Source organism: Treponema primitia ZAS-1, assembly GCF_000297095.1.
GTDB classification, from domain to species: domain Bacteria; phylum Spirochaetota; class Spirochaetia; order Treponematales; family Breznakiellaceae; genus Termitinema; species Termitinema primitia_A.
Genome location: NZ_AEEA01000017.1, coordinates 22,893 through 45,926, shown reverse-complemented (window position 1 = coordinate 45,926; position 23,034 = coordinate 22,893). Strand labels below are relative to the sequence as shown.

Annotated in this window: 22 protein-coding genes and 1 pseudogene; 16 read left to right on the top strand and 7 right to left on the bottom strand. The window is 52.9% G+C overall.

All coding sequences use genetic code 11. From position 1 onward, the window contains the following. The 3 genes and pseudogenes from TPRIMZ1_RS0101765 to TPRIMZ1_RS0101755 all read right to left on the bottom strand — a co-directional run. Positions 1-875 (bottom strand): annotated as a pseudogene (locus TPRIMZ1_RS0101765) (hypothetical protein); the annotation flags it as partial. Beyond that, positions 857-1,117, bottom strand: a complete 261-nt coding sequence (locus TPRIMZ1_RS0101760; RefSeq protein WP_010253805.1) for a hypothetical protein — start codon at positions 1,115-1,117, stop codon at positions 857-859. The gene TPRIMZ1_RS0101760 and the pseudogene TPRIMZ1_RS0101765, both read right to left, overlap by 19 nt. Next, complete coding sequence (locus TPRIMZ1_RS0101755) at positions 1,114-1,542, bottom strand: hypothetical protein (protein WP_010253803.1); 429 nt, start codon at positions 1,540-1,542, stop codon at positions 1,114-1,116. The genes TPRIMZ1_RS0101760 and TPRIMZ1_RS0101755 overlap by 4 nt, the downstream gene beginning before the upstream one ends. Before the next feature lie 74 nt (positions 1,543-1,616). On the opposite strand from TPRIMZ1_RS0101755, the gene TPRIMZ1_RS20660 reads away from it, so the two are divergent. From TPRIMZ1_RS20660 to TPRIMZ1_RS0101725, 5 genes are all read left to right on the top strand, one after another. Next, the gene (locus TPRIMZ1_RS20660) at positions 1,617-1,787 is read left to right on the top strand and encodes a hypothetical protein (RefSeq protein WP_010253799.1); all 171 of its coding nucleotides are present in this window, start codon (positions 1,617-1,619) and stop codon (positions 1,785-1,787) included. A 1-nt stretch (position 1,788) separates the two neighbouring features. After that, entirely contained in the window at positions 1,789-2,874 is a 1,086-nt protein-coding gene (gene prfA / locus TPRIMZ1_RS0101745) for a peptide chain release factor 1 (RefSeq protein ID WP_010253797.1), read from the top strand. Between the two features lie 11 nt (positions 2,875-2,885). Next, positions 2,886-3,740, top strand: a complete 855-nt coding sequence (prmC, locus tag TPRIMZ1_RS0101740; protein WP_010253795.1) for a peptide chain release factor N(5)-glutamine methyltransferase — start codon at positions 2,886-2,888, stop codon at positions 3,738-3,740. Further along, positions 3,712-5,784 carry a RelA/SpoT family protein gene (locus tag TPRIMZ1_RS0101735; RefSeq protein WP_010253793.1) on the top strand — a complete coding sequence of 691 codons (2,073 nt, stop codon included), beginning with the start codon at positions 3,712-3,714 and terminating at the stop codon, positions 5,782-5,784. The genes prmC and TPRIMZ1_RS0101735 overlap by 29 nt, the downstream gene beginning before the upstream one ends. A 145-nt stretch (positions 5,785-5,929) precedes the next feature. Next, complete coding sequence (locus TPRIMZ1_RS0101725; protein ID WP_010253791.1) at positions 5,930-6,472, top strand: hypothetical protein; 543 nt, start codon at positions 5,930-5,932, stop codon at positions 6,470-6,472. Positions 6,473-6,829: 357 nt separating this feature from the next. On the opposite strand, the gene TPRIMZ1_RS0101720 is transcribed toward TPRIMZ1_RS0101725, so the two are convergent. After that, on the bottom strand, positions 6,830-8,602 hold the full coding sequence (locus TPRIMZ1_RS0101720; RefSeq protein ID WP_010253790.1) for a methyl-accepting chemotaxis protein: 1,773 nt from the start codon (positions 8,600-8,602) through the stop codon (positions 6,830-6,832). A gap of 137 nt (positions 8,603-8,739) precedes the next feature. On the opposite strand from TPRIMZ1_RS0101720, the gene TPRIMZ1_RS0101715 reads away from it, so the two are divergent. From TPRIMZ1_RS0101715 to dapB, 5 genes are all read left to right on the top strand, one after another. Then, on the top strand, positions 8,740-10,995 hold the full coding sequence (locus TPRIMZ1_RS0101715) for a response regulator (RefSeq protein ID WP_010253789.1): 2,256 nt from the start codon (positions 8,740-8,742) through the stop codon (positions 10,993-10,995). Between the two features lie 23 nt (positions 10,996-11,018). Beyond that, entirely contained in the window at positions 11,019-11,624 is a 606-nt protein-coding gene (locus TPRIMZ1_RS0101710; protein ID WP_010253787.1) for a response regulator, read from the top strand. A 76-nt stretch (positions 11,625-11,700) separates the two neighbouring features. Next, complete coding sequence (locus TPRIMZ1_RS0101705; RefSeq protein ID WP_010253785.1) at positions 11,701-12,981, top strand: SLC13 family permease; 1,281 nt, start codon at positions 11,701-11,703, stop codon at positions 12,979-12,981. Positions 12,982-12,987: 6 nt separating this feature from the next. After that, the gene (locus tag TPRIMZ1_RS0101700; RefSeq protein ID WP_010253784.1) at positions 12,988-14,337 is read left to right on the top strand and encodes an aspartate kinase; all 1,350 of its coding nucleotides are present in this window, start codon (positions 12,988-12,990) and stop codon (positions 14,335-14,337) included. 14 nt (positions 14,338-14,351) lie between these two features. After that, on the top strand, positions 14,352-15,170 hold the full coding sequence (gene dapB / locus TPRIMZ1_RS0101695; RefSeq protein WP_010253783.1) for a 4-hydroxy-tetrahydrodipicolinate reductase: 819 nt from the start codon (positions 14,352-14,354) through the stop codon (positions 15,168-15,170). A 19-nt stretch (positions 15,171-15,189) separates the two neighbouring features. On the opposite strand, the gene TPRIMZ1_RS0101690 is transcribed toward dapB, so the two are convergent. Further along, entirely contained in the window at positions 15,190-15,606 is a 417-nt protein-coding gene (locus tag TPRIMZ1_RS0101690; RefSeq protein WP_010253782.1) for an aspartyl protease family protein, read from the bottom strand. 227 nt (positions 15,607-15,833) lie between these two features. Between TPRIMZ1_RS0101690 and dapA the strand changes: the two genes are divergently transcribed. Then, the gene (gene dapA / locus TPRIMZ1_RS0101685) at positions 15,834-16,775 is read left to right on the top strand and encodes a 4-hydroxy-tetrahydrodipicolinate synthase (RefSeq protein ID WP_010253780.1); all 942 of its coding nucleotides are present in this window, start codon (positions 15,834-15,836) and stop codon (positions 16,773-16,775) included. Between the two features lie 35 nt (positions 16,776-16,810). Continuing rightward, positions 16,811-17,926 carry an aspartate-semialdehyde dehydrogenase gene (gene asd / locus TPRIMZ1_RS0101680; RefSeq protein WP_010253777.1) on the top strand — a complete coding sequence of 372 codons (1,116 nt, stop codon included), beginning with the start codon at positions 16,811-16,813 and terminating at the stop codon, positions 17,924-17,926. Positions 17,927-18,054: 128 nt separating this feature from the next. Here the strand turns inward: asd and TPRIMZ1_RS0101675 are convergent, their stop codons facing one another. Then, the gene (locus TPRIMZ1_RS0101675) at positions 18,055-18,468 is read right to left on the bottom strand and encodes a hypothetical protein (RefSeq protein WP_157784165.1); all 414 of its coding nucleotides are present in this window, start codon (positions 18,466-18,468) and stop codon (positions 18,055-18,057) included. Positions 18,469-18,732: 264 nt separating this feature from the next. Continuing rightward, entirely contained in the window at positions 18,733-19,530 is a 798-nt protein-coding gene (locus tag TPRIMZ1_RS0101670) for a hypothetical protein (RefSeq protein ID WP_157784164.1), read from the bottom strand. A gap of 204 nt (positions 19,531-19,734) precedes the next feature. On the opposite strand from TPRIMZ1_RS0101670, the gene TPRIMZ1_RS0101665 reads away from it, so the two are divergent. The 4 genes from TPRIMZ1_RS0101665 to TPRIMZ1_RS0101650 all read left to right on the top strand — a co-directional run bounded on the left by TPRIMZ1_RS0101665 (position 19,735) and on the right by TPRIMZ1_RS0101650 (position 22,992). Further along, entirely contained in the window at positions 19,735-21,012 is a 1,278-nt protein-coding gene (locus tag TPRIMZ1_RS0101665) for a diaminopimelate decarboxylase (protein WP_010253770.1), read from the top strand. Positions 21,013-21,022: 10 nt separating this feature from the next. Beyond that, positions 21,023-22,228, top strand: a complete 1,206-nt coding sequence (locus tag TPRIMZ1_RS0101660; RefSeq protein ID WP_010253768.1) for an LL-diaminopimelate aminotransferase — start codon at positions 21,023-21,025, stop codon at positions 22,226-22,228. 87 nt (positions 22,229-22,315) lie between these two features. After that, the gene (locus TPRIMZ1_RS0101655) at positions 22,316-22,582 is read left to right on the top strand and encodes a type II toxin-antitoxin system Phd/YefM family antitoxin (RefSeq protein WP_010253766.1); all 267 of its coding nucleotides are present in this window, start codon (positions 22,316-22,318) and stop codon (positions 22,580-22,582) included. Then, a complete protein-coding gene (locus TPRIMZ1_RS0101650) occupies positions 22,579-22,992 on the top strand; it encodes a type II toxin-antitoxin system VapC family toxin (protein ID WP_010253764.1) in 414 nt (137 codons plus the stop codon). The genes TPRIMZ1_RS0101655 and TPRIMZ1_RS0101650 overlap by 4 nt, the downstream gene beginning before the upstream one ends. Positions 22,993-23,034 lie beyond the last annotated feature (42 nt).

The following is a 23,034-nucleotide window of genomic DNA, read 5'->3' as shown; positions in this document are numbered from 1 at the left end:
GGAACGACGGCGGGCGGTGCGGCGGGAACAGACCCGGGCGATGCCGCTGCGGCGGGCGGCGCGGCAGGAGCAGCCCTACCAGGAACGGTGTCTCGGGGATTCGGCGGCACGGCTTCAGATGCAGGGAGCGGCTCTCCGGGCACAGTAGGCCAGCGGGGTTCGGCGCTCACCCTGCCCCGGTCGACCGGAGCGCCGAAGCTTAACGAGGCCAGGGGCGCCTCTTCGACAATGACGCTTACTAAATCGTTGATGATATAATCCCGGATAAAATCCTGGCGGTAGAATTTGAGTTCATAGGTCCCGGCTTCGGCGGCCAGGAAAACAAAGGTCTGACCTTCAGAATCCAGGCGCCGGGAATTGTAGTTTAAACCCCGCTTGGAGGCGGATTCCCCCAGATAGACCCAGCCGGTTCCCCGGAACGGAACCTCTACAGCCTGCCCAACCATGGCCCGGACGATCCGGGAAGAAACGCCTTCAGGAAGCGCCGGAATAGGCGCCGGCGTGAAGGTCGGGGGAGTCCGGGCGGGCGGATCCGGAATGGGGTTTACCGGAAGCAGTATGGGTTCCCTGGCCCGGGGAGGAGGCGGTATGGGTTCCGCGGGCCTGACGATCCGCGGCGGCGGCGGCGGAGACGGCGGCTCCTGCGGAGACGATGGTTCGGACGGAGCGGCAAGCTCAGACGGCGAAGCCTCCTCCGGCGAGGTCTCTTCAGATGAGGGTTCTTCCGGGGGGGACTCTGCCGCCAGGACCGGCGCAAGGGGCGACAGATCCGGGGCAAGCGGTTCGGGAAGGGGTTCCGCCAGAACTATGGCGCTTTCCCCGGGGGGCGGATCCGGAAGGAAAACCTCGGCGAATTCTAAAAACGGCTCGTCCAACTCAGCCGGCCAGCCTTCGGGGGGGGACCGGGGGGTAAGGCCAGGGATGGATCATCATCCTCAACCTGGGACCAGTCATAATCCACATCCCCGTAGTCTTCATAATCCCCGTAATCCTCATAGTCTTCATAGGGTTCCTCTTCCGGAGAGGCCATATTCACCTTGGGGAGACCCTTGCAGGACCAGGACAGGAGGCAGCAGAGTATGAGTCCCAGGGGAAAAAGATGTTTTACAGGGCTCACGGAACACCATCCATCAGCGTATCAATCTCCGCTCCAAAACGATCCCGCCATAGCCGGGTATTTCCCTCCAGAGGATCGGTCCAGTACGGGCGGGCGTCATCAACGGTCCAGGTATCCCGGGGGAGACGTTCGGGGATAAACTCAGGGAGCGCGTCCGGTTCTCCGGGTAAAAAGAAATCCTCCGGCGATATGGCCAGGGGTTTAAAAGAATCCGCCAGCTCCTTGGCGGCGGCCCGGGATCTTACCGTGCGAATATGACCCTGTACCATTAATACTGCAACAAAAGCGAGGATTAAAACCAAGACCGCCCCCCCAATGCCCAATAACACGATCCTTCGCCGGGTTTGAAAGAATTCAGGCGCCGTTTCCCGGATAAATTTCTGCACCGTCCTTGTAAAATGCCAAATCAGATCCCCTATCTGCATAGTATCATTCTAATAGAAAGCTGCTTTTCCGGCTACTGTACGGATAATCTTCTTTCTGCTATATTATACATATAATGGATATAGTGATTAACCCCCGGGGTAATGGCGCCTGTCCGCTTTGCAACCAAAACGACGTCTGTCGTATTCAGGGTACCCTCTTCAAGGCCATGGAAGAATTTTCCGCCAAGGACGATCCCATGGAAGTGGTGGTTTATTCCTGTCCCCAATTCCAGGAGAAACTCTAAGGTGAACGAACGTCTTGAATCACTGCTGCGGCGGTATGATGAACTATCGGGCCTAATCCAGGACCCTGAGCTGGTGAAGGATCAGAAAAAATACCGCGATACCATGAGGGAATATTCCCAATTGGATACCATTGCCGGCACTCAAAGGGAAATCGAAGAAATTTCCGCCCAGCTTGCGGACACCAAAACCCTGATCCAGGATGAAAAGGATCCGGATATGCGGGAAATGGCCAAGGAAGAAAGCCGGGAACTGGAAACCCATCTAAAGGATGCGGAGGATCGCCTCAAATTCCTGCTTATCCCCAAGGACCCCCTGGACGAAAAGAATATCATCATGGAAATCCGGGCGGGTACCGGCGGCGACGAGGCGGCCCTCTTTGCGTCGGACCTCTACCGTATGTATTCCCGGTTTGCGGAAACCAAGGGCTGGAAGTTTGAAATTATGAGCTCCAACGAAACCGAGCTTGGGGGCTTTAAGGAAATCGTTTTTTCCATCAGCGGTAATAATGTGTACGAAAATCTCCGCTACGAGTCGGGGGTACACCGTGTTCAGCGGGTTCCCGCTACCGAAGCTTCGGGCCGTATCCACACCTCCGCAGTAACCGTGGCGGTGCTCCCCGAAGCGGACGAGACCGAAATCGATATACGTACCGAAGACCTCCGTATCGATGTGATGCGTGCCGGCGGTCCCGGGGGTCAGTGTGTTAACACCACCGACTCGGCGGTACGGATCACCCATATCCCCTCCGGGGTGGTGGTCCAATGTCAGGATGAAAAGAGCCAGATTAAAAACAAGGCCAAAGCCATGCGTGTACTCCGGGCACGGATCTACGAAATGGAGGAAGCCAAAGCCGCCGCCTCCCGTTCGGAGGCCCGGAAAAACCAAGTAGGCAGCGGGGACCGCTCTGAGCGTATCCGTACCTACAACTTCCCCCAAAACCGCCTTACGGATCATCGTATCAACCTTACGCTCTATAAACTGGACCTGATCATGCAGGGGGATGTGGAAGAACTCTTCGACGCCCTTAAACTTTCCGCCCGGGAAGAATTACTCCAAACCACAGCATCGGTAACCGCCGCTTCGTGATCGTGTGAGCTATGACTATACGGGAAGCCCTTACCCAGGGCGTGGCGCGGCTCAGAAACGCGGGAATCGAAAATCCCGGTTTGGACACCGCACTATTCCTGGCTTTTATTCTTAAGACTAACAAGGAAAAAATTATACTCCGGGATGCCGAAGCGTTACGCGAAGACGCCGCTGCGGATTTTGCAGGCCTCCTGGATCGCCGTATTGCCGGGGAATGTACCGCCTATATCCTGGGCCGTAAGGAATTCCGCGGCCTGGACTTTATCGTCACCCCCGATGTTCTGGTCCCCCGGCCGGACACAGAAACCCTGGTAGAAGCGGTCCTGACCATTGGTAAGGATCAGGAGCTGACCGTACTGGATCTCTGCACCGGATCCGGGGCGGTAGCCATAGCCTTGAAGCACGAACTACCCTCCCTGGAGGTCTACGCTTCGGATATCTCAGTGAAGACCCTGGCCGTGGCCCGGGAAAACGCCCGGCAGCTTTTGGGGAGCGATGGGGCGATACATTTTCTGGAGTCGGATCTCTTTGTATCGATTCCGAAAACACGTTTCTCCCTTATCACCGCCAACCCTCCCTATGTTGCTTCCGGGGAAATCGCCGCCCTTGCCCGGGAAGTCCGGGGGGAACCGCTTTTGGCGCTGGACGGGGGGGAAGACGGGCTGGACCTGGTGCGGAGGATCATCGACGGGGCGCCCTCTTACCTGCTGCCCGGGGGGAGGCTCCTTATGGAAGCGGACCCTAGACAAATGGCGGGAATTACCCTGATACTGGAAAAAAAGGGATACCGGGATATCAGAATCTATCAGGATCTGTCCGGTCAGGATCGGGTTATAGATGGAATCGCTGGTTGCGACGTTCAGTAAAAAAATCAGCCCCTACTCTGCGGAGGATCAGGAACGGATCAATACCGGACTGAGCTGGGCGGAGCAATTCTGCGCTCCCCAACAGGACCACCGGGGGGATAGTATCCTGGGGGTGGCGTCCATCCTGGTGGACCTTAACCTGGACGCCGATACCGTTATTGCTGCGGTACTTCAGAATTCCCTGGAAAACACCTTGCCTAAGGAAGGGGACGCTCCCCTTACCCGTGAAGCCATAGCCGAAAAATTCGGCGCGCCCGTGGCCCTTATGGTTGAGGGGGTTACCCGAATCGCCGATATTTCCGCGAAGAACAAAACTAACCACGAAGCTGAAAATATCCGAAAGATGCTCTTTGCCATGGTCAGCGACATCCGGGTCATCCTGATAAAACTGGCGGATAAGCTTTACAATATGAGGACCCTGGATCTTGCCGATGTTGCGGATCGTAAGGCCGTTGCCCAGGAATGTCTGGACATTTACGCGCCCCTGGCGGACCGGCTGGGAATTTCCTGGATGAAGGACGAGCTGGAGGATCTGTCCCTGAAGTACCTTAACCGGGAAGTTTTTCTCCAGATAAAGGAGATCGTAGCCCTGAAAAGGGGTGAACGCCGGGATTTTCTGGAGAAGGTTTTAGAAACCATCACCGCAGAAGCAAAGACTGCGGGCATTGATATCGCGGTGGAAAGCCGGGCAAAACACTTTTACTCAATATACCAGAAGATGCGGAAACGCAACAAAGCTGTTGGGGACCTCTACGACCTGATGGGGATCCGTATCCTCTGTAACAGTATTGAGGACTGCTATAATCTCTTAGGTCTGGTTCACCGCCTATGGAAGCCATTGGACGGCCGTTTCAAGGACTATATCGCCATGCACAAGGCCAACGGGTACCAGAGCCTTCATACTACGGTGATGTGCGCTTGGGACCCTTTGCCCCAAGCGTCTCCCGGAGATACCTTTGAGGGCCGTCTGCTGGAAATCCAGATCCGTACCTGGGAGATGCACCAGGTGGCGGAATACGGCATCGCCAGCCACTGGCTCTACAAGAAGGGCAGCTCCGCCGAACTGGTCCGCCCGGGGGATCTTTCCATTGTGAACCGCCTTAAGGACTGGAAACAGGCCGAAGGGGAAGAGGGGTCCTCGGAATCTTTTCTGGAGGATATCAAAGGGGAACTTCTCAAGGATTCTATCTATGTTTTTACTCCCCAGGGCAAGGTAATAGAACTGCCCCTGGGTTCCACCCCCGTTGACTTTGCCTATCACATCCACTCCGCCGTGGGGGATCACTGCGCCGGGGCCAAGGCGGACGGTATCATCATCCCCCTCAGTGCGGAATTGCAGAACACCCAGGTGGTAGAAATACTAACCGCCACCAACGCGCGGCCCCACGTTAATTGGCTCCGTTTTGTAAAAACATCCAAGGCCCGGAACCGGATCCGCTCCTGGCTGCAGGAAAACGACGATTCGGTGATCATCGAAAAAAACATTATCGCCAAAAAGAAAACGCCCCCAATCGAACCGGCCAAAGCCGCCCCGTTGCCGGAAAAAGAAAAAATACTTGAATGCCCGGTTCAGCGTTTTGTCCAGGAGGAGCTTGGGACGGCAAGTATATTCCAGGTACGGGTGGAAGATGAGAAGAACATGATGATCCGCTTTGCCAAATGCTGCAACCCCGTGGCCGGCGACCCCATACTGGGCTATGTATCCCGGGGCCGGGGCATCATCATCCACCGGAAAAACTGCAGCAACCTGGCAAACATCCCCGACTTCGCCGAACGGCGTATCGACACCGAGTGGGAGAACAGCGGTCCCCAGCTTAAACGTTTCAAAGTTGAAGCCCGGCTATCCACGGATCTCTTTTCGGAGATTGAAGGCGCCGTACGCAAGCATCAAGGGCATCTTATCGAAGGCCGTTTGGAAGAAACATCCACTAACCACCTCACCGGATTTTTCACCATGCAGTTGGAACAGGCGGAGGATCTTAAGAAGATCATGAAGAACATACGGGGCATACCGGCGGTTTACAGCATCCTGTCGCTTAATTAGTGTTAAACAAAAATTTTTAACCCCAAATTTCATTGTCACAAAGGCCATCCTTGGCCCCTGAAATTTTTCTTAATAATATTGACAAAATAAATTTTCAAAATATAGTGGATATAAATAATCATTTTTCTCCAAACGGAGGTTTATTATGGGCAATGCGAACAAATGGATTCTTTTCTTTCTGTGTACTATGATATTTTCTTTCAATGCTTTCGCACAAGATGAAAAATCAATAGACACCAGGCGGTTTTTATTTGGCGCTGCTTTGAGCGTTTTACCAGACGGAGGAGGTTCAGGCGGTAGTTTTGAATTTGGCTTTTTATTATTTCATAATGAAATACGGGATATAAGAAATCATATTGTTATCAATTCTCCTCACATGCATGATGATGACGGAGTAGATAATGAAATACTCAATATTAATGAAAAAATAAGTATAGGAAGTATTACTCAAAATGGACTTTTCCGCTCATATGGTTTTATTGAGGGCGGTATTGGGTTTTATGAAACTGAATCAAAAGAATTATTCAAGACGCCATTAACCTATAATTTTGGCTTTGGTTTTGGACTTGATATTTTTATTCATGATACTACCAGCTTTTTAATTGAAGGTGGTATAAATGAGCATATTGTGGACACCCAATGGCTTTTTATGCCTAAAATAACAATTGGGGCACGGGTTTATTTTTAAGAATAATAAATAGTAATAATGGCATTAAACAATAAAAAATATGGACAACAAAAAAGGCGCCAGGCACAACATCATACGGCAGCGCAGGAGTACCAGATAACGCAAAAGCGCCTGTCACCAAATTTGCTCCCACCCCGTTTAGCGCAAGTAAGCGCGGTATGGGGAGCAGGGTTAAACAGATCCTTACGAACAGGCGCCGGTGGGGGAGGGGGATTCACGCTGCGGGATATTTGGAATTCCCTGCTGTAGTAGACCCGCGTAGCGGGGCTGCGGAAGCAGACTCTACAAGCATCCCGCAGTGGGGATTCCCCTCCCCCACCGGCGTTTTTTCGAATGACCTGTATATCCTGACCCAGCTTAGCTCCGCAGCTCCGTCACCAACTCCATCAATTCCTCAGACTTACGCCGCAGCGACTGGAGCTCACTGTCAACCTTGGAAACCATCATATTATTTTCCCTGGTAATACCGCTGACATCGTTAACCAACCCGGTGATAGCATTACTGAAGGATGACTGTTCCTCCACCGCCTGGGCGATAGACTTAACCTGGAGCATAGCTTCTTCGACGATCTTTTGGGCCGTGGTCAGGGAATCCACGGTTTTTTCCGAAAGGTTTGTTACCTGGGATATGGAAGCCACCGCATTGTCCATCCCGGAAATATTGGTCTTGGTCAGTTTCTGCATTTCCGAAATGGAGCTGTCCACTTCCTTGGCGGCGGACATGGTCTTTTCCGCCAGCTTGCGTACCTCTCCCGCAACTACCGCGAAACCGCGACCGGACTCGCCGGCATGGGCGGCCTCAATGGAGGCGTTCATGGCCAGGAGGTTGATCTGGTCGGCGATGTCGGAAATAACGTTCATAATACTGCCGATAGTGTTGGACTGAGCGCCCAGACGGTTGATGTTTTCGGTCAGCGAACCGGTAAGGGAATGGAGCTGCTGCATGGCGCTTCCGGATTCTTCGGCCATACTCACCCCGGCCTCGACCTTCCTGTTGGATTCCTCGGATTTACCCGCCGCCGTACCGGCGCTGTCGGTGATACGGAATACGTGGGCGCTAAGCTGTTCCATCGAAGAGAGGATTTCGTTGATCCGGCCAGTCTGGGCATCCCCGCCGTTCTTTACCTTAGTGGCGCTCTGGGCAATGCTGCTCACCGAATCTTCCACATCGTGGGCGGCCTGTTCCACCTTTACGGCGATCTTCAAAATCTTTTCGGTGGCCCGTTCAGCCTCCGCCGCCTTGGCCAGGGCTTCCTCCTCCTTGGCCTGTACCGCAGAAAAGCTGGAACGAAGGTTTGCCGCCATGCGCACAAAGGAATTTTCGAGCACCGTAATCTCGTCCCGCCCGGCGGCCTTGATTTGAATATCCAGGTTACCTCCGGCCAGCTGTTCCGCCGCCTTTACCGCCTCCTTCAATGGCTTGGTGATGGATTTCAGGGTAAAGATACAGAGGGGCCCCAGGATGATAACCAGAAAAGCGCCGAAACAGATGATAAGTATACGCATCTTACCGTTCAGGTCGGCGCTCATACGCTCTTCCATTTGGACCTGGTAGGCGTCGATATTATCAATATAGATACCCGTGGAAATCCAGATATCCGTGCCGGGGATATACTCCACATAGGCAAGCTTGGGGGCGTTTTCCATGTTGCCGTTGAGACCCGGTTTGGGGAAGGTAAAGGAAACAAAGCCCCCGCCCTTCCGGGCATTTTCGTAGAGATCCCGCACATAGTAGACCCCGTTGACGTCCGCGGTATTCGCCAGATCATCCCCCTCCCGCTGGGGCAGGGTTGGGTGCATGAAGATCACCGTTCCCTTGTAGGTGTAATAATAACCGGACTTATCCTCTTCAAAACGGTAATCCTTGATGTAACTATAGATGATATCGTGCTGTTCCTGGGGGTCGCTTACCCCCTCCAGCGCCTTGCCTAGGGCCACGGCCATGGTCTGGGTGCCGAGTTTGATCTTTTCCTTCTGCCCCTCCAGCATCACCTCTTCCGCGTCGGCAATCCCCGATTCCTTAACCCCCTGGGCGATAAAAAACACCGTACCCATCAGGGTAACGATGGATAAAATCATGATAATGATAATAGCAATGATTCGTATGCCTATTGAAATATTTCGAAGCATGGTGGTCTCCTTTTGTAATACATATAAATAATACACGAAAACCGCTTTCTAAACAAGGCATGGGCGCGTCCCTTGTATTGGCCCCGAGAATATTATATTCTATATACTCCGGGTAACGGCTATAGGAGAAGACGGGCATGGAAACTGAAAAGCAGATCATCATGATCGTGGATGACAATATGGCAAACCTCACCATGGGGAAGAACATACTGAAGGATCACTATCAGGTTTTTACCATACCCTCCGCAGAGAAACTCTTTGAGATCCTGGAAAAGATCATCCCCGGCATGATACTTCTGGATATCGAGATGCCCGGCATGAACGGCTATGAGGCGATAAAAAAGCTCAAGGCCGATAATCGCTTTAAGGATATCCCGGTCATATTTATCACCGCCCTTACGGACTCGAACAGCGAGTTGGAAGGTCTCACCCTGGGGGCGGTGGACTTTATTTTTAAGCCCTTTTCCGCAGCCCTGCTGGTTAAACGTCTGGAAAATCACCTAACCATGATTTCCCAAACGAAGAAATTAGAGACCATTAACGAACAGCTCCAGCGGGCCAAGGATATTGCTGAACGGGCCAACCAGGCCAAAAGCAGTTTCCTGGCCTCAATTAGCCACGAAATCCGCACCCCCATGAATGCCATCATCGGTATGAGCGATCTTATGCGGACCGACAACCTCGATCCGATCCAGCAGGGTTATTTTCAGGACATCAAAAAAACATCCAAGGCCCTGCTGCTCCTGATCAACGACATCCTGGACTTCTCCAAAATCGAAGCGGGAAAGATGGAATTGGTGGCGGCCCATTTTAGTTTAGAAGCGCTCTTTGATCATATCTGCTCCATGAACCGTTTTCTGGCGGTAAGTAAGGACCTGGAATTCCGCAGCGGTTTTGATCCGGAACTTCCCCCGGTACTCTACGGGGACGAAATGCGTTTTCGCCAGGTAATAAGCAATATCGTAAGCAACGCCATTAAGTACACCCGGGAGGGCTATGTTTCCCTGTCCATTAAAAAAACTTCCGCGGATGGCAAAGAATGCATCGCCATCATAGTGGAAGATTCCGGTATCGGTATAAAAGAGCAGGATTTCGGGAAACTCTACGGCGCCTTCCAACAGTTTGACAGCGAAAAAAACCGGGGCATCCAGGGTACCGGCCTGGGGCTTTCCATTACCAAGGCCCTGGTGGAAATGATGGGGGGACGCCTGGATGTTTCCAGCGTATACGGCAAGGGTTCTGTTTTTACCGTTTCCCTGCCATTAGTCCCCGGGGATCCCGAAAAGGTCGAGCGCCGGGCCATTGAGCAGCGGGTACTTGCCAAGGAAGGCGTATCGATTCTGGTGGTGGACGATAACCCGGTAAACCTCACCGTGGCTCTGGGTTTTTTGGCCTCCCATAACATCAATGCGGAGACCGCCGCAAGCGGCTTCGAAGCGATTGATAAGGTTCAGGCGAAACAGTATGACATTGTGTTCATGGATCACATGATGCCCGAAATGGACGGCATTGAAACCACCCACCGTATCCGCGCCTTGGCGGAGACCGGCGGGGAAAACGCCCGGTTTGGCGAACTCCCCATTATCGCCCTGAGCGCCAACGCCGTTACCGGAGCAAAGGAATCCTTCCTCGCCGCGGGGATGGTAGACTTTATCTCCAAACCCATCGAAAGCTACGAGTTGAACCGGATCCTGGGCAAGTGGCTGCCCCAGGACAAGATCGCCTTTGTCCCCAACGCGGTCCATAACGCCGAGCCTGCCGTCCCGGAAAGCGGCGAGAATGAACACCTCTTAACGGAACTTTCCCGTATCGAAGGGCTGGATCTGACCGAAGGCCTATCCCATGTGGGAAATAACCAGCAGGGGTACCTAAAGGCCCTCCGGCAGTTTTATGACGGCTTCAGGGACTACCGGGACACCATTATCGGGGATCTTGAGAAGGAAGATTGGAAGGACTATGCTATAATGGTCCATGCGGTTAAGGGAGTCTTTGCCTCCCTGGGGGTAAAGATCCTCGCCGACCAGGCGTACAAGCTGGAGATGGCCGGCAAAAGCGGGGACGCCGAAACCTGCCGTGCCGGAACCGGCCCTTTCTGCACGGCCATGGACCGGTTTTACCAGGCCCTTTCGGAAACCGCCCTGGGGAAGGATTCTGGGGCAAAAAGTGAAAAAACCGAGACTTCTACAGAATTTATTAAGGAGCAGCTTGAACACCTAAAGACCGCCTGCATAAACTGTTCCGGTGAAGATGCCGATAGGATAGCGAAGTCCCTGGAAAGCGTCACCTGCGGCGAAGGAATTGATACGGCTCTGAAAAGAATATGCCAATTAATCGATTCCTATGATTATGATGAGGCGCTGGAGAGGATTGCTACCCTGGAAGATACGCTTTAAGCTAATTAAAAAAGGAGCTTGTTATGGCAGAACAAAAAACGATTCTTGCGGTCGATGACATGGCGGAAAATCTTACCACCCTGCGGGCCATTTTACAGGACTATTTCGATGTACGGCTCGCCAAAACCGCCAAGATGGCACTGGGTTTAATGGAGACCGTCCGGGTGGATCTTATTCTGCTTGATATTGAAATGCCCGGCATGACGGGGTTTCAGTTCCTGGAACAAAACCGTAAAACCAACCCTAAGCACAAAAACATTCCCGTCATTTTTGTCACATCCCACGCCGATCCGGATATGATCACCGCGGCAATTAACGCCGGGGCAAAGGACTACATCGTTAAACCGATAAAGCCCGATATCCTGCTAAAAAAAATTGACGCCATCATTGGACTCCCGGAAAAGAGCAGCGCCCGCGATCCCCTGGAAGTGAAACTCAACAAGCTCCTTGACCATATCTCCTCTGCGGACAGCGCCAAGGCCGAACTTATCGCAGAAGAGCTGGAACAGCTTGCCGCAAATCAGAGCCCTGATATCCGCGAACGGGTCCAAAGGATACATAATCTTGTTAGCCGTTTTGATTATGAAGTTGCGGACAAAAAAATCAAAGAACTTTTAGAATACCTTTAGATCTTTTAAGCATGCGCATCCCGAGTACTTGTGAAATAGTTCTTTGACGGCGTATAGTATCGGTGAGGAGTTATCAATGCCCATTAAATGGATCGTGCTTATCATCGCGATCGTTATGTACGCCCTTATTGTGATTTTTCCGGGCAAAAAGTCCTTTAGCTCCCTGGGGGCCGCCTTTCTCATGGTCATCCTGGGGGTGATAAGCCCGGGACAGGCCCTGGGAGAACTGGTCAACTGGACGGTGCTCATGATCTTTGTGGGCAGCCTGGTAATCGCCGAGCTCTTCATCTATTCCCGGGTCCCCGCGGTGATCGCCGATTCCATCGTAAGCCATTCCCCCAATGTGGGTGTCGCCATAGTGGCTATCCTGATGATGACCGGCATCATCTCCGCCTTTGTGGAAAATGTAGCCACCGTCCTGGTGATGGCCCCCATCGCCCTGGCGCTCTGCAAAAAGCTGGAACTGGACCCCACCTACTTTATCGTAGGCCTGGCGGTGATGGCCAATCTCCAGGGCACCGCAACCCTGGTGGGGGACCCCCCTTCGATGATCTTCGCGGATCACTCCGGCTACGGCTTTAACGAGTTCTTCTTCTATGAAGGGAGACCATCCATATTTTTCGCCGTCCAGATAGGCATGATCGCCGGGGCGATCTTCTTCTACGCCTCCTTTGCCAAAAAGGGCGGAACGAAGGTGGAGATCGAGCAGGAAAAGATTCTTACCATTGTTCCTTCGGTTTTGCTCATCCTGATGATCCTGGGACTTGCATCCTGTTCCTTTATCTACGGGGGCATCTCCCTGGCATCGGGGCTCCTGGTGATGATCCTGGGCATTGTGGGGATACTCTGGTACAAGTTTATCCGACGGGAGAGCGGCGAAAAAGTCCGGGACCTGATAAAGGGCCTGGACTGGGATACGGTGCTCTTCCTGATCGGTATCTTTGTGGTGGTGGGCGCCGTTGCCGAAGTCGGGCTCCTGGATGATTTTTCGGCCTTCCTTTCGAGCATTGTGGAGGAAAGCGTCTTAATGGGATTTTTTATCATCCTGGTGGTGTCCATCCTCATCTCCGGCTTTGTGGACAACGTACCCTATATCATCGTCATGCTTCCGGTGGCTTCAAAGATGGCGGCGGGGCTTTCACTCAAGCCGGAACTCTATATGTTCGCCCTTTTGATCGGCTCCTGCCTTGGGGGTAACCTTACGCCCTTCGGCGCTTCCGCCAATATCGTCTCCGTAGGAATACTAAAGAAACAAGGGGTGCTCCTGAACTTTGGCCAATGGCTCAAGATAGGCGTCCCCTTTACCCTGATAACCACCGCAGCCGCGGCGGCCTTTGTCTGGATAGTCTGGAGGTAAGCAGTAATGATTGTCATGAAATTCGGGGGGAGTTCCGTAGCCAACGCGGAACGGATCCGCCATGTAGCTGAGATTGTAAAGAGTCAAATCGCAGAAAAACCGATCCTGGTATTATCCGCCATGGGGGATACCACGGATCATCTCCTGGCCGCCGCCGATCTGGCCCTGCGGGAAGGGGTGGTTTCGATAGATACGGTAGAAGAACTGCACCGGAACACCATACGGGAACTGAAACTGGACGGTACGATCCAGGAGGAAGTGGATCCCCTCTTAGCGGAACTGCGGACCCTCCTTACGGGGATATCTCTGATTAGGGAACTCACGGTCAAAACCAAGGACTATCTGGTTTCCTTTGGGGAACGGTTTTCGGTGCGCATTACCGCGGCCTACTTCAATTCCATCGGCATTAAAGCCCTGGCCGTAGACGCTTGGCACGCAGGGTTTCTGTCGGATTCCAATTTTACCTCCGCAGAGCTTGATGAGGAGAGTTGGGACCGTATCCCCGATGCCCTGCGCCCTCTGATGGAAAAGGGTGTAATACCGGTGATCACGGGATTTATCGCCAAGGACCGGCAGGGAAGCATCACCACCCTGGGACGGGGAGGATCCGATTTGAGCGCCACCATGATCGCTTCGGCGATGAACGCGGCGGAGGTCCAGGTCTGGAAGGACGTGGATGGGATACTCACCTCGGATCCGCGGATCGTCAAGGCTGCAAAGCCCGTGGAAACCGTAACCTACGAGGAAGCGGCGGAGCTGGCCTACTTCGGCGCCCAGGTGCTCCACCCCCGGGCTATGCAGCCCTGCATTAAGACCGGGACCCCGGTGCGGGTAAAGAATTCCTACAACCCCTCTGCCCCGGGCACAAGGATCATCGAAACCATAGATAAAAAAACAGGTCCGGTCCGGGCCATCACCTCCCGGAAAAACGTTACCCTGGTAGATATCGTGTCGACCCGTATGGTGGGGCAGTATGGTTTTCTGGCGGGGGTGTTTGCCACCTTTGCGGAACACAAGCTTTCTGTGGACATGGTGGCCACCAGCGAAGTCTCTGTTTCCCTGACCCTGGATGCGGCCCACGATCTGGGAAAGCTGAAACACGATCTGTCCAAGATTTCCAGCGTGGAAATAAAAGCCGGCAAGGCCATTGTTACTATTATTGGCGATGTGCGCCGTTCCTCGGAAATACTCCAACGGGCCTTCGGGGTCTGCGTCCTTTTAGGCATACAGGTTCAGATGGTTTCCCAAGGGGCCAGCAAGGTGAACATTAGTTTTATTGTGGACGACACCCAGGCGGGAGAAGTAGTTACCGCCCTGCACCGGTGCTTTTTCGAACCCCTGGACAAGGAAATATAGGAGATATAGGAATCATGAAAATAGCCCTTATCGGATACGGCAAGATGGGCCGGATACTGGAGCGGACAGCCCTGGAACGGGGGCATCAGGTGGTGGTGGTGGTGGATCCCTTTATCGCCGGAACCCCGCCGGTTTCCGGAGCGCCCCTGCACACAACCATTACGGAAACTTCGCTGCAAGAGGCGGATGTGGCGGTGGAATTTACCCGCCCCGATACGGCGGTGGAAAACATCCGGGCCCTGATAGAAAAGGGCATCCCCACGGTGGCGGGCACCACGGGATGGTATGATCACCTAAAGGAAATTGAGGATCTGGTTGGATCAAAAAAAGGTTCCTTCTGCTGGTCCTCCAACTATTCCCTGGGGGTCAATCTTTTTTACCGCATCGCCGCCTTCGCAGCAAAACTGGCGGACCCCTTCCCGGAGTACGACGTAGGGGGCTGGGAGTTCCATCACAACAAAAAGGTTGACAGCCCTTCGGGGACCGCGAAGATCCTGGTAGAAAAGGTACTCGCTGTGATGACCCGCAAAAAAAAGGCGGTCTTTGAAACTCTGAACCGCCCCCCGGCGCCGGACGAACTCCACTACCCCAGCCTCCGCCTTGGTTCCATGCCCGGGGTCCACGCCATCGCCTTCGATTCCCCGGCGGACACCATCGAAATCACCCACACCACCCGCAACCGCGACGGCCTGGCCGTAGGCGCCATACGCGCCGCAGAATGGCTGGTCAAATGCGCCGGACCCGGAAAGCCTGCCGGGGGCGCCCGGGCGGGGGTGTTTACGATTGACGATGTGACGGAGGATATCCTGAAGGATGCCCTGCACTCACGATAGGCGGGAAGACGCAGCGCTTTTACCAGATACGCCCCAAGGGTTGGTCACCGTGGACGCCAACCAGTTTCCGGCTTTTCGAGTCCACCATGAGGTCTATGTTTTCCAGGGGGATTGAACCGAGGAGCACCTCCGACGCACCGGGAAGTATCCAGGGTTCACAGGTCATGGAGCGATCCTTCCAGTATACCTTTACGGTCTCGGCTATCTTACAGACCACCGTTTCCCCATTTGCCAGGGTAGATTCGTGCAGATGCTCTGTCCGCAGCCCCAGTTCTTGCTGCACCGCTTCGCTGATAACCAGGGTCTCCGCACCGGTATCAACCACGCACTGTACGGTCATTTCCCGGATTTCCACCTCTTTGATAAGCCCACACTCAACCCTATACTTATCACCCAGGTTTTCCAGGATGATTTCCTCATACACTGTTCCCACCATTTTGCCTCGCTCCATTAAGATTTAGTATACCATATCGGGGGTATTTTGACAAATTGCCAGCGGACCGAAAATCCAACTACCCCCGCACACCATGTATGGTACTACTTGGCAAAACGCATTAAGGGTGGTCCAAAAAACACCGCCTAGCCCTTGTTTGACCATCCTTTTTTATGGATAATACCCTAACGGTCATACGTATCGTGTAACCTATAAAGATGGAGCGAACCATGGATCAATCCCAACAAGCGCTTTACGGGGCGCTCAGCGCCAAGCTGCGCGGGGCCTTTACCGCCCTGGTCACCCCCCTGAAGGAAAACGGGGATGTGGATTACGAGGGATTCAGGAAACTCATTAACTTTCAGATTGATGAAGGGATCAACGGCCTAGTGCCCCTGGGAACTACCGGTGAAACCCCGACTCTGGACGATGATGAAGAGGAAAAGCTGATTAGGATCGCGATTGAGGAGATTAAAGGACGGGTCCCGGTTATTATCGGCGCCGGTTCCAACTCTACAAAACATATGGCGGGGTATGTAAAACGGGCGAAAGACCTGGGAGCGGACGCCGCCCTGGTGGTAACCCCCTACTACAATAAACCCAACGACTCGGGGCTTATCAAACACTTCGAGGCAGCAGCAGCGGTGGGCATCCCGGTGATGATCTACAATATAGCGTCCCGGACCGGGAGGAATATTCCCGTGGGGCTGATGAAAAGGCTGGCGGAAATACCCGGTATTATCGGAGTAAAGGAAGCTTCCGGGGATATCAACCAGATGGGGGACATTATCCGGGAAATAGCGATTCCCCGGAAGGCCGCGGGAAATCCCTTCGTGGTGGTCTCCGGAGACGACGGCCTCACCCTGCCCCTGATTGCCCTGGGGGGGGACGGGGTCATTTCGGTTATCTCCAACCTGATACCGAAAAGGATTGCTGCCCTGACCAAGGCATTGCTGGAGGGTAAGTTCGAGGAAGGCAGGAGGCTGCACTACGAACTGCTGCCCTTCGCCAAAACTGCCTTTATCGAAACAAACCCGGCGCCCATAAAGGCGGCGATGAACTGGGCCGGCATACCCGTTGGTCCGACCCGGCTTCCCCTGGGCCCCCTGGCGCCGTCCAGCGAACCGCCCCTTAGAGCGGTGCTTGAACAGCTTGGGTTTAAGCTGAAATAAAACAGTTATATTCTTCAGATTTAAAGGAGCTCATTATGGAAAAGATTCCCGTAGGGATATTAGGCGCCACCGGTATGGTGGGGCAGCAGTATATTGCGTTGTTGGCAAACCATCCCTGGTTTGATGTGCGCTATGTGGCGGCGTCTCCCCGGAGCGCAGGCAAGGTTTATCGCGAAGCCGTGGGGGGACGCTGGAACGCCACCCGGGGCGATTTAGGCGGATCGAATTCCCCCGCCGCAGCAACCCTGACCGTGGAGGACGCCAACGATGTGTCCCGGGCCATAGCGGCGGCGAAACGGGGGGACTGCGCTTTTGTATTTTCCGCCCTGGAAATGGGGAAAGACGAAATCAAGGCCCTGGAAGAAAGCTATGCTGCGGCGGGAATCCCCGTGGTGTCCAACGCCTCAGCAAACCGCTGGACCGGTGACGTGCCCATGCTCATCGCTGAGGTGAATCCGGATCATGCGGACATCATCCCTCTGCAGAAAAAAAATCGCGGCTGGGACAAGGGCTTTATCGCGGTCAAGCCCAACTGTTCCATACAGAGTTATATGACCCCCCTCTGGGCCCTGCTTCAGGCGGGCTACGAAGTCCAGCGGATTATCGTCAGCACCCTCCAGGCAGTTTCCGGTGCAGGCTACCCCGGGGTGTCGAGCCTGGATATTGTGGACAACATCGTACCCTATATCGGCGGCGAGGAAGAGAAGACCGAACAGGAACCCCTGAAAATCCTTGGGACGATTCAAGGAAACAGTATCGTTAACGCCCAGGGCCTGAAGATCAGCGCCCACTGTAACCGGGTGCCGGTAATCGACGGCCACACCGCCTGCATCAGCCTGGAATTCGGTTCAAAGAAGCCGTCCATTGACGAGGTTAAGCATATCTGGACCAGCTTCAAAGCCCTGCCCCAGGAACTGGACCTGCCCATGGCGCCGAAACAACCCATCATCATCCGGGAAGAACCGGACCGGCCCCAGCCCCGGAAGGACCGGGAAGCGGACAAGGGCATGGCGGTATCCGTAGGGCGCATACGGCCCTGCAATGTGTTTGATCTCCGCTTTGCCGCCGTGTCCCATAACACGGTCCGCGGCGCCGCCGGTGGTGGCATACTCAACGCAGAATTACTAAAGGCTAAGGGGTACTTGGGGTAATAGCAAGCTTGCTCTCCCAGGATGTGGGCAACTTTAAACTTGTCCACATCCTGGGAGAGCCGTAAAATACTTTCTTTGGTTTCATCGGTACAAAGGGGTTTGAATCGACTCTAAAATATTTATTAACATTACTCTCTGTATCCCAGTATTCTTTGATACAAGTGATCATTTTCTATGTTTTTATTCCACTCATCATTTAAATCTCTATACATATATGATTGAGAATTATTATAATAATCACCTAATATGATTCCATATCCGGTTATAACTGTAAAAAATCCTAACCAATTTTTGCTTTCAGCAATAACTTCAGTATTTGATCTATCTTGATTATACGTATTCTCACCGGCAGAAGAAAAAAAATTAAAGGAACTATTCCGATTATTAAAAATAATTGTATTGAGATTTATGCCCCTAAATTCAAAATGATAATTGAACAAGGGCCATTGGAAAACTATATCTTTCCCATCAGTGTTATCTTCATCTGCAAAAACAAAAGACAGCAATGTTAGCATTAACAATACAATAACACTTCTTTTCATAGAATACCTTCGTATTATTGTATACTGCCATAAAGCTTTTGTCAACAATTTAAACAATGCTTTAGGAAAAACCGCAGAGAGCACGGAGACAATACAAATAACGAACAAAAACTTCGTATTCTCCGGTTTTATCAAGATGAATCCTCCTCATTATCGGGCAGTGATATAGATGGCCGCTAAGACTGAAATTTTAGCGGCCATCGTACCCTATATGCGGTTCTTTAATCAATAACACCCCAAAAAAGATTCGGGGTGTTATTGCGCTTAGGGAACTCTGGTAAGCGGAACAGGCGATTCACCTTCTTCCGCCAAGTAAATAGTATTTGGATCGGTTGCATGTGGTGTGATTGTACCTGTTCCAAAACCCTCAGCAGCTTCATAGGAAACCAGTGTTGTATTATTAAAAATAAAATAGGAGGCTACACTTGTCTCTATGGGTATGTCATCCATGGTAAAATCATACGCGAGCGTTCCGTCTGCCTTTGCTTCATAGAGTACTATAATATGGTGTTCTTCAGTATCTCCAAATTCTTCTTCGTCGGTCATATCCATCTCAAAATGCCATTTCCCAAGATACGGATGGTTCAATACAAAGGGTTTGTTTTCTTTGTTCACCGCCGAACCGGCAACGCGGGTAAAGGGTGCGGTCTCTCCCAATACAAAACTGCCATCTCCTTTTACCGTTTCGATTTCCGTAACGTCAATGGTATCATTATCAACCACTTTGAAGGTGTATCCCGCAGCGCCTTCAAAACTCAGGTACGAGACCATTATGTTGCCGGTAACCAGATAACCGCCCGATCCCTTGCCGCCTTCGTCTGCGGGCATTCCAGGAATTTCGTAGTCAAAGGTACCATCTGTTTTATAGTCAAATATCAAGTGCATTTGAGCACTCGGAATATCTGACTCCCACTTCCCAAGAAAGGGATTGCTCAGTTCCGCAAGCCAAATGTCAGGATCATCATTGCCTGTTGGACAGCCTGTCAACGCAATGGCGAAAAATAGGCCGATGAGACCTATCAGCAATAACTTAGCTCGAATGAGATAAATCGTTCTTTTCATAAAAGAACCTCCTAATAAAATATGTAGTAAGTTATATAAAACTAACTATATGTTATAATAAACTAACAATAATAATTGTCAAGCGGTTTTTGTCGGATAATCCCCTGCAAACCTTTCATTTGATTTGACTCAGCGCTTAAAAAGTAAATGTTTTTATCCTGAGCAAGTACTTCACCTTATTCTGCTCTTAGGGTAAAATGAACCATGAGTGAAAAACGGTTCCCCTTAACAAGACCCCAGCTTGATGAGCTGGCAAAACGCTACCCTACCCCCTTTTACATCTATGGTGAAAAAGCCATACGGGAAAACGTCCGGGCGGTCAAAAAGGCCTTTTCGGTATTTCCTTCTTATAAGGAACACTACGCGGTAAAGGCCCTGCCCAACCCTTTTATCCTGAAAATCTTGGCTGACGAAGGATTAGGCGCGGACTGTGCGAGTCTCCCAGAGCTTATTTTGGCGGATATGGCGGGCATGAAGGGCGAAGACCTGATGCTTACTTCCAACGAGACCCCGGCCCGGGAATATTCCGCCGCCCGGGATCTGGGGGCGGTGATCAACCTGGACGATTTTTCCCATATTGAATACCTGGAAAAAACAGCGGGCATCCCGGAACTTATTTCCTGCCGCTACAACCCGGGACCCCTCAAGGGGGGGAACGCCATCATCGGGAAACCCGAAGAGGCTAAGTACGGTTTTACCCGGGAACAGATACTCGCTGCCTTCCCCTTGCTCCGGGACAAGGGCGCCAAACGCTTCGCCCTGCACACCATGGTGGCCTCCAACGAACTGAACGTGGATTACCACATTGAGACCGGCCGCATCCTCTTTGAACTGGCGGCGGAACTCAAGGCTAAAACCGGCATCAGATTAGAATTTGTAAACCTCGGAGGCGGCGCGGGGATACCCTACAAGCCGGAACAGGAAGCCATCGACTATGGGTATCTCGCCGGCGGCCTGAAAAAAGCCTACGACGAAATCATCGTTCCCGCTGGACTTGACCCGCTGGGTATACACACCGAATGGGCCCGGGCGATCACCGGCCCCTACGGCTGGCTGGTAACCCGGGCTATCCATAAAAAGGAAATCTACCGCAACTACATCGGCCTGGATTCCTGCATGGCAGACCTTATGCGGCCCGCCCTCTACGGGGCTTACCACCACATCACCATCCCCGGCAAGGAAACTGCGCCCCTGACGGAGACCTACGATGTGGTAGGCAGTCTTTGTGAGAACAACGACAAGTTCGCAGTCCAGCGGCAGCTCCCGAAGATCGAGATCGGAGACTTTGTGGTGATCCACGACGCCGGAGCCCACGGCCGGGCCATGGGCTTTAACTACAACGGCAAACTCCGCTGCGGCGAACTGCTGCTCCAGCCCGATGGATCGGTTTTGCAAATCCGTCGGCGGGAAACAATAGAAGATCTGTTCGCCACCCTGGACAGGGTTGCGCTGGAAGATTTTAAACAACACCTAGCGCATTAAGGAGTAAAAAATGATAAAACGGAATCCCAGTATTGCTAACATAAAGGCGGGGTATCTGTTCCCGGAGATTGCCAAGCGGCGGCGGGAATATGCGGCGGCCCACCCTGAAGCGAAGATCATCAGCCTGGGGGTGGGGAATACCACCGAACCCATACTGCCCCACATTGACCGGGGGTTGGTGGAGGGAGCCCGGCAGCTCGGAACTGTGGAGGGTTATTCCGGGTACAGCGACGAGGGACTCCTCTCCCTGAGGGAGGGGATCTCCAGGGTGTTTTACAAAAGCGCCTTTACGGCGGAGGAGATCTTTATCTCCGATGGTGCCAAGTGTGACATCGGCAGGCTCCAGCTTCTCTTTGGCGCGGGAACCCCCGTGGCGGTTCAGGACCCCTCCTACCCGGTTTATGTGGATGGGTCGGTGCTTATCGGCGCCGCCGGAGCCTGGGCCGGTACAGGCTATGGGGGGATCAGTTACCTCCCCTGTACTGCGGAGAATGACTATTTCCCCGACCTTTCCCTGCTCCCTGAAAACGGGCTCTTCTACTTCTGCTCCCCCAACAACCCCACCGGCGCGGTGGCCAACCGGAAACAGCTTGGCGATCTTGTGGCGGCGGCCCAAAAGAAGGGGACCCTGGTAATCTTCGACGCCGCCTACGCCGAATACATCCGGGACCCGACGCTCCCCAAGTCTATCTTTGAGATTGAAGGGGCCCGGACCTGTGCCATTGAAGTGAATTCCTTCTCCAAGCCCGCGGGCTTTACCGGGGTGCGCCTGGGCTGGACCGTGGTCCCCAAGGATCTAAAGTACGCCGGGGGCGAAAGTGTCAACGCCGACTGGGCCCGGATCTGCGGTACCATCTTTAACGGCGCCTCCAATATTGCCCAAGCCGGGGGACTCGCCGCCCTGGAGAGCGAAGGTCTCAAGGAAATACGGGAACTCTGCGACTTCTACCTGGGCAACGCCAAACTCATCCGTCAGGCTGTCCAGGGGCTCGGCATCACCTGTGTGGGCGGTGACAATTCCCCCTACATCTGGGCGCGTTTCCCCGGTAGGGACAGCTGGGAAGTCTTCGCGGAAATCCTGGAAAAATGCCAGGTGGTCACCACACCCGGCGCAGGTTTCGGCCCGGCGGGCCAGTCCTTCATACGCTTCTCCGCCTTCGGACACCGGGCCGATGTGGAGGAAGCCTGTACACGACTGAGCAAACTAAGAGGATAGGCAAGAAAACAAGGGAATTCTACTTGCTTTTTCTGGTGATCCATGCTATATTCTGACTAGACAGACTAGTCATGGGGGGGTATGCATATGACCACACAGCTTAAAAGCAATACCTGGCAATTACAGGATGCAAAGGCAAAATTCAGCGAAGTAATCAAATCGGCTGCCAAGTTACCACAGATTATTACGGTCCGGGGTGAAGAAACGGCGGTTATCCTTTCCATGGAAAAATACCGGGGTCTTATGGGGAAAAAACCAAGCTTTATTGAGGCATTAATGAATTGCCCCTGGCCGGATGTGGAGCTTGAACTACCGGATCGCAAGGCGGAAGTATGGCGGGATATTGATCTGTGAAATATCTTCTGGACACCAATGTTTTATCCGAAATGAAAAAGTCAAACCCCAATCCCAGGGTTAGGGCATTTTTGGAAAATATCCCTGAAGATGATATTCTCACCAGCGCTGTCTCTGTTGGAGAAATTTTCTTTGGTATAGAGAAATTACCGGAAGGGAAAAAGAAGTCTGATCTTTCCTTCTGGTTTTACCATGAGATACTGGGGGTGAATGAAAACCGTATTATCCCTCTGGATACCGATGTAATGCTGGAATGGGGAAGGCTTCGCGCCAAGGCAAAACAAACGCTGTCCCCCAATGACTCCCTTATAGCCGCTACCGTCTTGACCCATCGCCTGACTCTGCTCACCCGGAACACCCGGGACTTTGCAGCGGTGGAAGGGCTCAACCTGATCAATCCCTGGGATTAGGCCGTTCTATAAATTGCAATAATTTTCCAATTTTTTACCGCT